This is a genomic window from Candidatus Venteria ishoeyi, from assembly GCF_030378065.1.
In the GTDB taxonomy this organism is placed as follows: Bacteria; Pseudomonadota; Gammaproteobacteria; order Beggiatoales; family Beggiatoaceae; genus Venteria; species Venteria ishoeyi.
This window is the reverse complement of sequence record NZ_JAUCGJ010000035.1, coordinates 35,069-50,314: the sequence shown is the minus strand read 5'-3', so window position 1 is coordinate 50,314 and position 15,246 is coordinate 35,069. Positions and strand designations below refer to the sequence as shown.

Below are 15,246 nucleotides of genomic sequence, written 5' to 3'. Positions count from 1 at the left end.
AGATGATAAATTTATTTTTCTAGCGGCTGGATTATGGAACTTCAATCTGGAATGTAGAGGGTAATTCATAGGGTAAACGGGCATGGGGCGGGAGTTTTTTTAATTTAGGTTATTTGGCAACATCTCTCTGGGATTCTATCGCAGTTTGTATATTTTTAGTAGGGAAAATGGAGATGTTATGACAGGGGACGCTACCATTTAATCCGTTTCCCCCACCAATTGCAGTATCTGCTGGATTAAACTTTTGCTGATGCGGATACCCCCTATGATAAACTCTAAATAAAACAGAGAGCAAATTGAGGACAATATGATAAGGAGTGAGGATGAAATAAGTGCAGGAACTGGGCACAGGATTTTTATTCATTTTCAAGGCGTGAAAACAGGCGCATAGCAAGCTATGTAACTATTTTCACAACGCAGAAAATGGAGAAAAAGACCAGCCAGGTTTCTGAAGTTATAAAATTCTCACTCCTAAGTGACAGCCAGACGCTTTTTTGCACAGAATGGCAATCCCTCTATTTGCTGTCAATGGCCACCAAAGGAAGCCAAACATGTCTTACGGAACCCTAAAAACCTACGAAGAAGTTGCTTTCAAATTTGAAATCCAAATGCAGGAAACAAACTTCATTCAGCAAAAGCCGATCACTATCAGTCCGGAAATTTTCTGTTTCATCCAGAAGAACCTGCAACATCGGCGCAACTACATCAGTGAAAGTGCTATTTGCGAAACCATGATTTCCCCCATTTTGAATCTTGCAGCGGATGCCAATGACTTGCCTGTCTGGTCACATGTGCGTTTTGATGTGGACGAAAAGGCAGGTTTGATAGGTGTGCCAGATTTCCTCATTGCACAGGCTTCGCCCATTGGCACGACTTTTACCCGGCCCGTGATTTGCGTGGCGGAGGCTAAAAAAGAGAATTTCAATGAAGGCTGGGCGCAGGCGCTGTCGGAAATGATTGCCGCGCAACGTTTTAACCAGGATGAGGCCATGAGCATTTTTGGCATTGTCTCAACAGGCAGCATCTGGCAGTTTGGCAAGTTGCAGGGAAAAATCTTAACGCTGGATGTGGTGAGCTATTCCGCGCTTGAAAACTTGCAGAAATTGTTTAATTGTCTGCATTGGCTGTTTGCTGCGGCAAAAGCACGCTAAGCTGATATACCTGTTATAAACGGCTTGGGCTTTGGACAAATTTTGTCCAAAGCCCAAAGTTTTTTTATGTCTGCAAGCCACTGTGTTTTAACAAAGCATCCAGTTTTGGTGCGCGGCCCCGAAATGCAATAAACAGATCTTCGGGGTCTTGTGAACCACCAAGCTCTAAAATATTCTGCAAAAACTTCTGACCGGTTTCCTTATCAAAAATACCGTTTTCTTCAAACAGGGAAAAAGCATCAGCGGCGAGTACATTCGCCCATTGGTAACTGTAATAACCTGCCGCGTAGCCACCGGAAAAAATATGCCCAAAGCTGTGCTGAAAGCGATTAAAAGCCGGGGGAATCATCACAGCAACTTCTTCACGTACCTCACCTAATAACTGCTGAATATCTGTTTTACCTGCCTGATATTCACAATGCAGGCGAAAATCAAATAAGGCGAACTCCAGTTGTCGCAGAATAAACAAACCCACCTGGAAGTTTTTGGCTGCCAGCATTTTTTCCAAAGTGGCTTCAGGCAGGACTTCGCCGGTTTCATAATGCCGGGCAAATAATTGCAGGGCTTCTTTTTCCCAGCACCAGTTTTCCATAAACTGGCTGGGTAATTCCACCGCATCCCAAGGCACGCCGTTAATACCGGCAACACCGGCATAATCAATCCGGGTCAGCAGATGGTGCAGACCGTGACCAAATTCATGAAACAGGGTTTGCACTTCTTCATGACTGAGCAGAGAAGGGTGATCTTTGACGGGTTGTGGAAAATTACACACCAGATACGCGATAGGATATTGTATGCCCGTAGCAGTTTTACGACGGTTGCGGCAATCAGCCATCCACGCGCCACCACGTTTGCCTTTACGCGCATAGGGATCGAGATAAAATGCGCCACGTAAATTGTCTTTTGCATCATAAATTTCATAAAAAGAAACACTGGAATGCCAGACTTCAATCGTATTTTCCACCGGCTTTTGTCGAATGTTCAAGCCATACAAACGCTGCACCACCTGAAATAAACCGGCTAATACCTGCGGCAGTGGAAACCAGGGGCGTAAAGCTTCTTGTGAAATCGCGTAATGATGTTCACGCAAAGCTTCAGAATAGAAATACATATCTTCAGCGCCAAGCTGCTCCAGGCCATCGCGCTCACGGGCAAAGTGCTGCAATGCAGCTAATTCCCGTTCTGCAAAAGGGCGTACCCGATGCGCCAGATCATGCAAAAATTCCAGCACCTGTTCTGGTTCATGCGCCATTTTCCGGGCTAAAGAATATTCAGCATAATGTTTAAAACTCAGCAAATGTGATAATTCCTGACGCAGGCCCAGCAATTTTTGCATGGTTTCAGTATTATCCCAGCGTCCGGCATGGTCGCCTTGATCGGATGCGCGGGTACTGAATGCCCGATACATTTCCCGGCGCAGTTCGGCATCTTTGGCATATTTCATCACTGGCAGATAACAAGGCGCATCCAGCGTCAGCAGCCAACCTGTTCTTCCGGCTTTTTCTGCGCTGAGTGCAGCTTGATGAATCACATTTTCAGGAATACCCTGCAATTGATTTTCATCCGTAATGTGTTTCGTCCAGCCATGCGTAGCATCCAGCAGGTTTTCACTGAAGCGGGTGCGTAAGCTTGACATCTGTTGTTGAATTTCTAACAGTTTTTTCTGTTTTTCCGGGGGTTGGTCAATCCCGGAAAGGTGGAAGTCCCGCAACTGGTTTTTGATAATTTGTTGTTGTGCTGCTTCAAAATTTTGAGCTGCTGGGCTTTCTGACAGTGTTTTAATCAGCTTGTACAAATCAGGATTTTGCTCAAGCTCATGATAATATTCACTAATAGCGGTCTGGCAATCATTGTACACCACGCGCAAGGCTTCGCTGTCAGCCACATTATGTAGATGTTGCACGGGTGACCAGACATGCTCCAGACGATCCTCAAGTGCTTCGAGAACTGCCAGGGTATTTTCCCAGGTACAGGTTTCCGGCTTGGTTTTTAATGCCGCAATCAGTGTTTTAATTTCTGCGCGATTTTGTTGCAGGCATTGCGTCACCGCAGGTTTAATATGTTCCGTGCGAATTTTTGCAAAAGGCGGCAAATCACCTTGCCAGTCAAGCAATGGATTCAAGAGTTGTATTCCTTAGTTTGAATTGTAAAAAAGTGGTGGGTAAAGCTGCGCCAGGTTTAATAACAGTCACCCAGTTGATACCAATAATGTTTTAATCGCGCCCAATGCGGACGGGCATTTCCGGAAGTGCTGGGTAATACCCAGATACGGGTATCGGCAATGCTTTCAGCTTGGGGGCCATATTCCAGTTTGCTGCGCCCATAAAATTGTGAGGCGGCATATTTACTGGTAAATGCCAGGATTTTGGGGTGGTAAAACAGTATTTTCTCCCGCAGTGCCTGACTGTCAAAACAGTCTTTATCCAGCGTTGCGTCCACTCCGCTTTGCTGTTTATTTAAATCGGTCAGGCCGATAGCATATTTTAGTAATAAGGGATATTCCGCAGCTTGCAAGCGTTGTGGTAAAAAACCGGCAGCAAATAATGTGGGCCAGAATAAATTGCCAGGATGGGCGTAATAGGCTTTGTCCTGCGCTGAGCGGCGACTGGGCGCTGTGCCGCAGAAGACCAGTTTCAGGTCCTCAGTCAGGAGATCGGGTAAAACACCGGGGAAAATAGTGGATAAGGTTTTGGGCATTGCAGCTTTTATCCCTGCCCCAAAGCCTTTAACACCGACATACGACTGGCGCGCCAGGCCGGATAAAAACTGGCAAGCAGACCCAGTCCCAGGACTAAAAGATTTGCCATAATCCAGTCTTCATTTTGTAACACCGGATAAATACGACTGCTTAAACCAATCATTTCATAACCCTGGGCAAACCGGGAAAAATCCAGGCCGCCTGCGGTTAACAGCAGTGTCAAACCGCTTAAAAGATTACCCAGCAAAGCACCCAACAGCAACAAAAACAGGGATTCCAGCAGAATTTGCAGCACTTGCAACCGGGGCTGCATACCTAAAGCGCGCAACAGGCCCATTTCGCGGCTGCGTTCAAAAATTGCCATCAGCAGGGTGTTAATCAGGCCAAAGGCAACCGCAATAAATACCACCACAAACCAAATCATTAAAAAGCCGTGCAACATACTGATCATGGCATTCAATAAGGGGTTACTGGTTTTCCAATCGACAATATCCAGTTGTGGGCGCAGTTGCTGTAATTGTTTTAAGATTGCTGGTAATAATTCCAAAGCATCACTGCGCAGAGAGATTTCTGAAACCTGTCCTTCCACTTTGAGCAATTTCTGCATTACTTTGAGACCGACAAAAGCAAATTGTTTTTCAGTGTCCTGTAAGCGGCTACGGTATAAACCCACCACCTTAAACCCACGCTCGGCAACATTGCCCGCGCTGTCCTGTGTCATCAGCACCACGCGTTTGCCAATGCGAGTTTCCAGTTGTTTGGCCAGATGTAAACCCAGCACAATGCCACGATCATTCTCATCGTGTAACATGCGCCCCTGCCTGACGGCTTGCGCAATAAAAGACAGACCGTTTTCCTGCTGGGGAATAATACCTACCATCGTCACCCCGGCAGATTCGCGCTCGCTGTTGATGACGGCGGGTATGCGTAAGCGTTGGGTCCAGCCGATAATATTTTGTTGGTTCAGCGCAGTTTCCAGTTCTGCATCGGCAACCGGCATACGATAGTCAATCACCGGATCCTGGCGGTAGCCAGGGGCATGAATCAATACGTGACCGGTGAGTTGGTTAATCCATTGCTCTACGTATTGTGTACTCATGCCCCGAATCAGGGCCGAGATAGTGAGCATGGACCATATCCCCAGCGCCACCGCCAGTAATATAATCATGGTGCGATGCGGACGCCGCCAGAGATTACGCCATGCCAGACGCAGCAACAGAAGACCGTGAGTCATGTTTAACCTGAATTTAATGTAAGCTTCTCAGGTTCATTTTGCAGATTTTAAGACCTCTTTGGCAATTTCTCCGATACCGCCAATCGAGCCAATCACGCCGGAAGCATCCAATGGCATCATCACCAGTTTCTGGTTATCTGCCGTGGCAATTTTACCCAGCGCTTCGACATATTTTTGCGCCACAAAATAATTCAGTGCCTGCACATTACCTGCACTGATAGCTTCTGAAACCATACGGGTGGCTTCAGCTTCTGCCTGTGCCAGACGCTCCCGCGCTTCTGCGTCACGAAATGCCGATTCTTTACGGCCTTCCGCCTCCAGCACTGCTGCACGTTTTTCACCTTCCGCGCTTAAAATCTCTGCCTGACGCTTGCCTTCGGCTTCAAGAATCGCCGCACGTTTATCACGCTCGGCTTTCATTTGCCGCGCCATAGAATCCACCAGATCCTCAGGTGGGCTGATGTCTTTGATTTCTACACGTAAAATCTTCACACCCCAGGGATTAGTAGCATCATCCAGCACTTGTAATAATTGCTGGTTAATATGGTCACGCCGTGATAATAATTCATCCAGATCCATCGAACCCATGACGGTACGGATATTAGTCATGGTCAGATTACGAATCGCATTATTGAGCTGATTAACCTGATAAGCCGCTTTTGCGGCATCCATAATCTGAAAAAATACTACGCCATCCACTGTCACCATGGCGTTATCCTTGGTGATAATTTCTTGTGACGGCACATCCATGACTTCTTCCATCATGCTCAGTTTATGGCTGACCACATCCATAAACGGAATAATGAAATTCAAGCCCGGTGTGAGGGTGTTGGTATATTTACCAAAACGCTCCACGGTATATTGCCGCCCCTGTGACACTGACTTTATACCCATAAGCAATAAAATAACTGCAACGACAATCAGGCCGATAACTACGCCCCAAACACCATTTATAATCATTTTCCTCTCCTCCTTATAGATTTTCAGATGCTAAATTTCTGTATTTTAGTACTCTGTAAAACTATTGCTACTTACGAAATTATTGTTCTGAACATCTATAATAAAAAATATCAAAATAAAATATACACTATCAATAACTTAGCATGATGTGGAAGCGGTTTTTATTCGTAGAGCGAGCAAAAGAAGCTTACACTGAATTTAGATTTATCACTCCCACTCAATCGTCGCTGGCGGTTTCCCGGAAATATCATAAGCCACCCGAGAAATACCTTTGACTTCGTTGATGATACGATGTGACAAATGATCCAGCAAGTCATAAGGTAAACGCGCCCAGCGTGCGGTCATAAAATCAATGGTTTGCACTGCGCGCAAACTGACGACAAATTCATAATGGCGCGCATCACCAGTAACGCCTACGGATTTGACTGGCAAAAACACAGCAAAAGCCTGACTGACCTGATCGTACCAATCGTTTTTATACAACTCTTCAATAAAAATTGCATCTGCTTGGCGCAGAATATCAGCATATTCTTTTTTGACTTCACCTAAAATGCGCACGCCAAGGCCAGGGCCAGGGAAGGGGTGGCGGTAGACCATTTCTGCGGGCAGACCCAACTCAACCCCCAGTTTGCGCACCTCATCTTTAAATAATTCGCGTAAAGGCTCAACTAACTTAAGCTTCATATAATCAGGCAGACCGCCCACATTATGATGCGATTTGATGACATGGGCTTTACCGGACTTTGCTCCGGCGGATTCGATGACATCCGGGTAAATCGTACCTTGTGCCAGCCATTTGGCGTTGCTGAGTTTGGCAGCTTCCTCTTCAAAAATATCAATAAATAAATTACCAATAATTTTACGTTTTTTCTCAGGATCGCTCTCGCCTTTTAAGGCATTCAGAAAACGATCTTCAGCATCCACATGAATCACCTTAACGCCCATGTGTTGCGCAAAGGTTGCCATCACTTGTTGGGCTTCGTTTAAGCGCAACAGGCCGTTATCCACAAACACGCAAGTCAACTGCTCACCAATGGCGCGGTGTAACAAAGCCGCCACAACGGAAGAATCCACCCCGCCGGATAAACCCAGCAAAATTTCGTCTTCTCCCACCTGTTCCCGCACTTGCGTGATGCTGTCTTCAATGATATTGCTGGCAGTCCATAAGGACTCACAAGCACAAATTTCATGTACAAAGCGGTTAATAATGCGCTCGCCTTGGGTGGTGTGTGTCACTTCCGGGTGAAACTGCACCCCGTAAAAGTTGCGTGATTCATCAGCCATACCGGCAATGGGCGCGTGTTCCGTACTGGCAATCACCTTAAAGCCCGGTGGCAGCGCATCGACCTTATCGCCATGACTCATCCACACATCCAGCAGACCAAAACCTTCGGCGCTGACGTGATCTTCAATATCGCGCAACAAATGCGAATGACCGCGCGCGCGTATCTGCGCATAACCGAATTCCCGCACTGCGCCCGCGCCCACTTCACCGCCTAATTGCGCCGCCATGGTTTGCATACCGTAGCAAATTCCCAGCACTGGCGTATTCAGTTCAAATACAATTTGTGGCGCACGAATATGGGGTGCTTCCTGCGTAGATTCCGGGCCACCGGATAGAATAATGCCATTGGCCTGAAATGCATGAATGTCTGCCGCTTCCATTTCATAGCTGTGAATTTCACAATACACCCCGGCCTCGCGCACTCTACGGGCGATAAGCTGGGTATATTGGGAGCCGAAATCAAGAATAAGTATACGTTGTGAATGGATGTTTTGCATGGAATACGTCGTCACTAAAAGCTGAAAGAGTGGCTGATTTCCAGAAATGTGGTCATCACCATTAAAAATGGGAAAGTATACACTAAAATATGTTATAAATTGGGGTTACGCAAAAGCTTCTTTTTTACGCTTTGAAGTACAAAAAAATGACTTTTTGCTCCACGCTAATTTTTGGCTGAATACATGACTGTACCTCGTAATTTACGACATCCCCGTTATTGGCTGCTATGGGCAGCAATTGCTTTATTGCGCCTCCTTACGCTGCTGCCCTATGCCTGGCAAATGGCTGTCGGCACCGGACTGGGGCAACTATTTAGGCGTTTGAGTAAACGCCGCGCACATATTGTCCGTCGCAATTTACAACTGTGTTTTCCTGAGATGCCGGATAATGAACGCGAAACCTTGTTACAAGCGCATTTCAGTGCATTAGGGCAAGGCTTGATGGAAGTGGGTATTGCCTGGTGGGCTTCACCACAATGGCTGGCACGCCATGTTGATACCACGGGTCTGGAATATGTACAGCAGGCACAGCAGGCTGGCAAACCGGTGATTTTACTCAGTGCGCATTTTACCCCGGTGGAATTGTCTTTACTGGTGGATATTCCTGGTGCGGGATTGACTTTCAGGCCACATGAAAATCCGCTATTAGATTATGTGATTACCCAAAGCCGTCAACGTCGCGGTAAGCATACAGTCAGTCGTAATAACATTCGCGAAATGTTGCGGGTGCTAAAACAGAGTGGCGTATTGTGGATTGCGCCCGACCAGAGTTATGCCGGCAGCAATAGTACTTTTGCACCATTTTTTGGCGTGCCTGCGGCAACAACGACATTATTGAGTTTGCTGGTGAAACGTACCGGTGCCGTAGTAGTGCCGTTTTTTGTACAAAAAAGAGAAAGTGGGCAATATCATTTGTGGTTATCATCACCGTTGGAAGATTTTGCCCAGGCAGATGAAACCCGTGCTACAACTATGATTAATCAAGCCATAGAAAGTGGTGTAAAACGTGCACCAGAACAATATTACTGGGTGCATCGACGTTTTAAGCACCGACCGTCAGAGGAGGAAAACGTCTATTAAGGAGTGAGAATTTTATAACTTCAGAAACTGGGCTGGTCTTTTTCTCCATTTTCTGTGTTGTGAAAATGAATAAAAATCCTACACCCAGTTTCTGTTTTTATTTCATTTCCTAACTATAATGAATGCGATAGGGTTATAAAAACCATGAAATTTTCAGGAAAAATTTTAGAGGATTACTCATGAAAATATTGAATATGCAAACTGGACTCATTTTTATTTTGTTATATTTCAGTTCCGTATTATCGGTTGGGGCAGAAAACAACAGTACAGCAGTAAAAGCAGATGCACCGACAATGGAAGCACAGGCAATTGCTTTGGTGGATAAGGCTGTTTTATTGATTCAAGATCAAGGAGAGGCTGCATTCAAGCGTATCACTGCTCCGGAAGGGGGATTTTTTTTCAAGGATAAATCCTTGTATACTTTTGTTTATGATGAAAATGTGGTGATTCGTGCCCATCCTTACAAACCCACCTTGATCGGTCGTTCCTACAAAGGCAAACCAGATGTTCGGGGGAATATGTTTCGGGATGAGATTGTTAGCAAGGCCCTCAAAAATAATGATGGCTGGACGGAATACCATTACCAGAAGCCAGGGAAGTCCGGTATTCACCGTAAAAAAGTCTACGGTAAGTTGGTAACGCATGACGGCAAAAAATACATCGTCTGTGCTGGCATTTACATCGACTGATTATGAAACTGAGCAAGAAATTTTTTATTCCCGCCGGGATATTCAGCGCCGTGGTCATCGGTATGTTTATTTTTCTTGCGCTGGCTTTTAAGAGCCAAACTCAATCCCTGCAAGCATTTTATAGCTCCCATCTCAGTGTCGAAAAAGAAGTCTTCAAGCTTGCTAATCGCTTTACTGAAGCCCATACGGTGATTTCAGAGTTGATTGTCCGTAATATGATGGGAGACACCCCGGAATCCATGCACCAAACTGGAAAAAAAGCTGAGCAAAGTCTGAAACAGGTGCAGGTGGGCTTAAATAAAATTCTGAAACATGCCGTTGATACTCAGGAAAAACAAGCCATTAACGGATTGCTTGAAGCACTTACACGCTATCATCCATTGTTCGACGAAATGCTTGAACTGTGCGTGAACGCGGATGCCTATTCAGCAAGTGAAAAGTATCCAACACTCAAACAGCATCACGAAACACTGAAAACAAAGTTCCAGAACCTTTTGCTGCTGGAGTCAAAACTTACCCGGCAAACCATCGCCACCACAGTGGAGCAAACCACCGCTATGGCCCGTAGCGCGGAGCACAGCGCATGGGCGATAGCCGCGACGATGCTTTTGTTCGTGGGCAGTCTGATGTTTTTGCTGACACGCTGGATTCTGCACCCCCTCAAACAAGCTATTAACTTTGCCACGGCTATATCCCAGGGCGACTTCACTGCCCGTCTACACCTTTCACAGCGTGATGAATTGGGTGAAATGGTTTCAGTTTTGAGCACAATGGGTAGTCAACTTGATGCGCTGGTTGGACAGATTCAACTCAGCGGCATACAACTGTATTCTTCCGTCAATGAACTCGCATCCACTTCCCGCCAACAGGAATCGGTCATGAATACGGAACTGGATGATGTAAACAATGTGCTCCATGCCATTACGGAGATTTCTGAATTATCTTCCGGCCTGGTGGGGACAATGGAACGGATTACCGCGATGCTGGACGAAACAGCGCAACGGGCTGGCAATGGTCAAGGCAAACTAACGACCATGAAACAAGCCATGCTGCGTATGGAAGAAGGCTCTCAGTCCATTTCCACGCGTTTGGCGATAATCCACGAAAAAGCGGGCAACATCACTTCAGTGGTCACCACTATTACCAAAGTCGCCGATCAAACCAACCTGTTGTCTCTGAATGCCGCCATTGAAGCGGAAAAAGCTCGAGAATATGGACGTGGATTTATGGTCGTAGCCAATGAAATACGCCGCCTGGCGGATCAAACTGCGGTTGCGACCCTGGATATTGAGCAAATGACCGGGGAAATGCTGGAGGCGGTTGCCAGTGGTGTACAAAATATCAATCAGTTCGTTGCAGAAGTCCACCATAATGTAGAAGAAGTTCAGCAAGTCGGCATCCAGTTGAGCGAGATAATCAAGGGCGTGCAAGCACTGACCCCGAACTTCGATAAGGTCAATCACACGGTACAGAAACAATCCGACAATGCTGCGCAGATTCATCATCTCATGCAGAATTTCACACAAGAAATTGAGGACAATGCCAGTTCCCTCCATGAAACCAACGTGACTATCGAACAGTTGAAGCACACCGCGCAAGCATTGCAAACGGAAGTTGCCAACCTGAAAGTCAGTTGATTTTACCGCGTGTCTATCCAGGCTAAGGAGTGAGGATGAAATAAATGCAGAAACTGGGTGCAGGATTTTTATTCATTACGCCGAATTTAAGTTAAAATAGCTGTTTTTTATACCTAACCGGCCTTGCCGCAAACGCATTTTGGCAAAAGTATTGACCAATGAAACCCTTATATCAAATTAAACTTATCGCATTTTCTATTCATTTACTATTCAGTATCAGCATTTTCTGTATTGCTTTAGGTCTGATTACCTGGATTTGGTATCCTGGATTTTTTGCCGATGCCAGCGATGTGTGGCAGGCTTTATATACCATGGCCTTTGTTGATGTCGGTTTAGGCCCGTTGTTAATGCTGGTTTTATATAAGCCGGGAAAACCGGGGCTGAAATTTGATTTAGGCATGATTGTGGTATTTCAGCTTTCTGCCTTGATCTGGGGAAGCTGGGTGTTATATTCCCAACGTCCGGTGCTGGCTGTATTTGATGAAGGTGTCGTGTATTGCTTAGGCCCCATGCATGTTAAAGCCAATCAGGCGGATTTAAGTTCTTTTTCAACATCAACGAATCTTTTGCCGTTGGCTTATTTACCCTTTGCCGAGAATGTGGAAGCAGAATATACCCGCCAACAGCGCATTATCAACTCGCCTAAGAATCTGCCTGGCGTAGGGGCTTATGTGTTGGGGGATTTGTTTCAGCCAGTCAATGCCAAAAATCTGCCACAGTTATTAAATGAAGAACTTGATGTTCAGCCTGCTCTGGATAAAAACCCAGACTATCAAAAATTATGGCAACAACTGCTGCAACGCCACCCGCAAGGTATTGAACATCTGGCTTTTTTAACTTTAAGTTGTAGCACTAAAGATTATCTTATCGCCTTGGATCGCCAAAGTGGGGTAATCAGTGACGGCGTGGCGATTTCATTTTTGAATACCCGTAAAAAACGCAGTAGCGCCCAGCATAAACAAACGAATACCCCATAAATCAGAGAAAAAGAACAAAATTTACTGAGTAATTCAGTATAATGCCCGCTTATGAGTAAAGGTAGCAGTAACCGCTGGCGTAAGCGGCAAGATAAAGACCCCTACGTTAAGCAAGCACAAAAGGAAGGTTATCGCTCCAGAGCGGTGTATAAACTGGCGGAACTGGATCAACGCAACCGCCTGTTTCGGCCCGGTATGTCCATTGTTGATCTGGGCGCAGCGCCGGGTGGTTGGTCGCAATGGGTGCAACAACGCCTGCATGATAAGGTCAAGATCATTGCGCTGGATATTCTACCCATGGACGCCTTGCCCGATGTTATTTTCATTCATGGCGACTTTACCCAACAGAGCGTATTTGAACAATTGCAACAGGTGCTTGCGGGAAATCCTGTTGACCTTGTAATGTCTGATATGGCACCCAATATTTCAGGGATGAAAGCGGTTGATCAGCCGCGCGCCATGTTGCTCGCTGAGCTGGCTCGCGATGCGGCGTATGATTTATTAAACGAAGGTGGCGTATTTCTGACGAAAATATTCCAGGGTGAAGGTTTTGACGCCTATGTACGCGCTTTGCGCCCCCATTTTCAGAAAGTCATTATTCGTAAACCCAAAGCCTCCCGTCCCCAATCCCGAGAAGTGTATCTTGTTGGCATAGGGTATCGAGGCCAATAAATAACCTGAGTTCGGCGGAAGCTTTTTTCACCACTTAGCAAGTGACAGGGTGAAAAGTACTTCCGCCTCACGCTTAATTTTTTATTTTTATACAGAGGCATAACACTGTGAATGACATGTTGAAAAACTTGTTACTGTGGGTCGTAATCGCGTTGGTGCTGATGACGGTCTTTAATAGTTTTGGCACCCACCCGCAAAATAGTCAAAAATTAGATTATTCTGAATTTTTCACTGCGGTCAAACAAGGGCAGGTCGATAAGGTTATTATTGAAGGGCGCACGATTCGCGGACAGATGAAAGCGGGTGAAAATTTCACCTCCTATAGTCCGGGTGACCCACAAATTATTGATGATTTGCTGGCCAATCGTGTCAAAATTGAAGCGCGCGCTCCTGAGCAGCAATCTATTTTGATGCAGATTTTTATTTCCTGGTTCCCCATGTTATTGCTGTTTGGCCTGTTGATTTTCTTCATGCGCCAGATGCAGGGCGGCGGTGGTCGCGGTGCTTTATCCTTTGGTAAAAGTCGGGCGCGGATGCTGGAAGAAGACCAGGTCAAGATTAATTTCAACGATGTCGCAGGCTGTGATGAAGCCAAAGACGAAGTGGGTGAGCTGGTTGATTTCTTAAAAGATCCCAGCAAGTTCCAGAAACTGGGCGGTAAAATTCCGCGTGGCGTATTAATGGTGGGTTCTCCTGGTACGGGTAAAACCCTGCTGGCGCGTGCCATTGCCGGTGAAGCCAAAGTACCGTTTTTTACCATTTCCGGTTCTGACTTTGTGGAAATGTTTGTGGGCGTGGGCGCATCCCGTGTGCGTGATATGTTTGAGCAAGCAAAAAAACACGCACCCTGCATTATTTTCATTGATGAAATTGATGCAGTTGGTCGCCATCGTGGCGCTGGCTTGGGCGGTGGTCATGATGAGCGGGAACAGACCCTGAACCAGTTACTGGTGGAAATGGACGGTTTTGAAGGCAATGAAGGCGTGATTGTGATTGCTGCCACCAACCGCCCTGACGTACTGGATCCCGCATTGTTACGTCCGGGTCGTTTTGACCGTCAGGTCGTGGTGCCGCTGCCGGATATTCGTGGTCGGGAACAGATTCTGACTGTGCATATGCGTAAAGTGCCGATTTCCGATAACGTCAATGCTTCTTTGCTGGCGCGTGGTACACCAGGGTTTTCCGGTGCTGATTTAGCCAACTTAATCAATGAAGCAGCCTTGTTTGCAGCGCGTAAAAGTAAACGCACTGTGGATATGGAAGATTTTGAGCAGGCCAAAGACAAAATCATGATGGGCGCTGAGCGCAAATCCATGGTAATGAGTGAAAAAGAAAAAACGCTCACCGCATACCATGAAGCTGGACATGCCATTGTCGGTCGTCTGGTACCCGCACATGATCCGGTGTATAAAGTGACGATTATTCCACGCGGTCGCGCCTTAGGCGTAACCATGTTCCTGCCGGAAGAGGATCGTTACAGCCAGAGCAAAGAAAACCTGAAAAGCATGATTTCTTCTTTATTTGGCGGGCGTATTGCTGAAGAGCTGATTTTTGGTGCGGATGCTGTAACCACCGGAGCCAGCAACGATATTCAACGTGCTACGGAAATTGCGCGTAACATGGTGACTAAATGGGGTTTATCGGATCGCCTGGGGCCACTGGCTTACGGCGAAGATGATGGCGAAGTGTTCCTCGGACACACCGTCACCCAGCACAAGGTGGTTTCCGATGAAACCGCGCATGTCATTGATGAAGAAGTACGCTTAATGATCGATGAAAATTATCGGCGCGCAGAAACCCTTTTAAGAGAAAACGAAGATATTCTGCACGCCATGTCTGAAGCGCTGATGAAATATGAAACCATCGACTCGCACCAGATTGATGATTTAATGGCGCGCAAACCCGTAGGCGCACCACAGGACTGGAAAGAAGATAGCGATAACGACAGTTCTTCTGACGATGATGGTGAGCAATCTGAAGAGCCAAAAGAAGCTGATAAAAAAGATTCTGATACCGGTTCTATCGGTGGCCCAGCCAGTTTGCATTAATGTTGGAATAAAACTGGATAAAATGTTTTATCCAGAAGCTTAATAAAAAAACCACCATTTTTTAAATGGTGGTTTTTTTATGTCTCCCGCAGAGGTGCAGGGAGGCAGAGAAAAGTTTGAAGATAATCCTGAATCTCTGCACCTTTGCACCTCTGGGGGAAAAGTTGATGAAATGAAAATTCGGACAGGCATCCAGGACACGTTATTTTCCTTATTATTAAAAGTGTTAAATATTGTTTTTATCCAGTTATAATAGAGGATTCAAGTCTTATGGCAAGTCTTCCCAGCCTCCATAAAAATTAAATTAAAGTGCCACTT

Annotated in this window: 12 protein-coding genes; 7 read left to right on the top strand and 5 right to left on the bottom strand. The window is 46.1% G+C overall.

Annotated features, from left to right (window positions below):
* Nucleotides 1–551 precede the first annotated feature (551 nt).
* Nucleotides 552–1,151, top strand: coding sequence for a hypothetical protein (locus QUF61_RS12390; RefSeq protein WP_289681956.1), 600 nt, complete (start codon nt 552–554; stop codon nt 1,149–1,151).
* Between the two features lie 64 nt (nt 1,152–1,215).
* Here QUF61_RS12390 and QUF61_RS12385 read toward each other — a convergent pair whose 3' ends face one another.
* From QUF61_RS12385 to guaA, 5 genes are all read right to left on the bottom strand, one after another.
* On the bottom strand, nt 1,216–3,273 hold the full coding sequence (locus QUF61_RS12385; protein WP_289681954.1) for a M3 family metallopeptidase: 2,058 nt from the start codon (nt 3,271–3,273) through the stop codon (nt 1,216–1,218).
* Nucleotides 3,274–3,329: 56 nt separating this feature from the next.
* A complete protein-coding gene (locus QUF61_RS12380; RefSeq protein ID WP_289681953.1) occupies nt 3,330–3,848 on the bottom strand; it encodes a mismatch-specific DNA-glycosylase in 519 nt (172 codons plus the stop codon).
* Nucleotides 3,849–3,856: 8 nt separating this feature from the next.
* The gene (locus QUF61_RS12375; protein ID WP_103918753.1) at nt 3,857–5,083 is read right to left on the bottom strand and encodes an ABC transporter permease; all 1,227 of its coding nucleotides are present in this window, start codon (nt 5,081–5,083) and stop codon (nt 3,857–3,859) included.
* A 33-nt stretch (nt 5,084–5,116) separates the two neighbouring features.
* Nucleotides 5,117–6,043: an SPFH domain-containing protein gene (locus QUF61_RS12370; RefSeq protein WP_289681952.1), complete on the bottom strand. Its 927-nt coding sequence runs from the start codon at nt 6,041–6,043 to the stop codon at nt 5,117–5,119.
* Nucleotides 6,044–6,250: 207 nt separating this feature from the next.
* Nucleotides 6,251–7,825 (bottom strand): glutamine-hydrolyzing GMP synthase, encoded by a 1,575-nt coding sequence (gene guaA / locus QUF61_RS12365; RefSeq protein ID WP_103920254.1) that lies wholly within the window; start codon nt 7,823–7,825, stop codon nt 6,251–6,253.
* 183 nt (nt 7,826–8,008) lie between these two features.
* Between guaA and lpxL the strand changes: the two genes are divergently transcribed.
* The 6 genes from lpxL (at nt 8,009) to ftsH (ending at nt 14,928) form a co-directional block, all read left to right on the top strand.
* Nucleotides 8,009–8,905, top strand: coding sequence for an LpxL/LpxP family Kdo(2)-lipid IV(A) lauroyl/palmitoleoyl acyltransferase (lpxL, locus tag QUF61_RS12360; RefSeq protein ID WP_289681949.1), 897 nt, complete (start codon nt 8,009–8,011; stop codon nt 8,903–8,905).
* 179 nt (nt 8,906–9,084) lie between these two features.
* Nucleotides 9,085–9,594, top strand: a complete 510-nt coding sequence (locus tag QUF61_RS12355; RefSeq protein ID WP_289681948.1) for a cache domain-containing protein — start codon at nt 9,085–9,087, stop codon at nt 9,592–9,594.
* Nucleotides 9,595–9,596: 2 nt separating this feature from the next.
* On the top strand, nt 9,597–11,231 hold the full coding sequence (locus QUF61_RS12350; protein WP_103920251.1) for a methyl-accepting chemotaxis protein: 1,635 nt from the start codon (nt 9,597–9,599) through the stop codon (nt 11,229–11,231).
* Between the two features lie 158 nt (nt 11,232–11,389).
* Nucleotides 11,390–12,208 (top strand): hypothetical protein, encoded by an 819-nt coding sequence (locus QUF61_RS12345; protein ID WP_103920250.1) that lies wholly within the window; start codon nt 11,390–11,392, stop codon nt 12,206–12,208.
* Nucleotides 12,209–12,259: 51 nt separating this feature from the next.
* Complete coding sequence (locus QUF61_RS12340) at nt 12,260–12,880, top strand: RlmE family RNA methyltransferase (protein ID WP_289681946.1); 621 nt, start codon at nt 12,260–12,262, stop codon at nt 12,878–12,880.
* Between the two features lie 116 nt (nt 12,881–12,996).
* Nucleotides 12,997–14,928: an ATP-dependent zinc metalloprotease FtsH gene (gene ftsH / locus QUF61_RS12335; RefSeq protein ID WP_103920248.1), complete on the top strand. Its 1,932-nt coding sequence runs from the start codon at nt 12,997–12,999 to the stop codon at nt 14,926–14,928.
* The last annotated feature ends 318 nt before the right edge of the window (nt 14,929–15,246 follow it).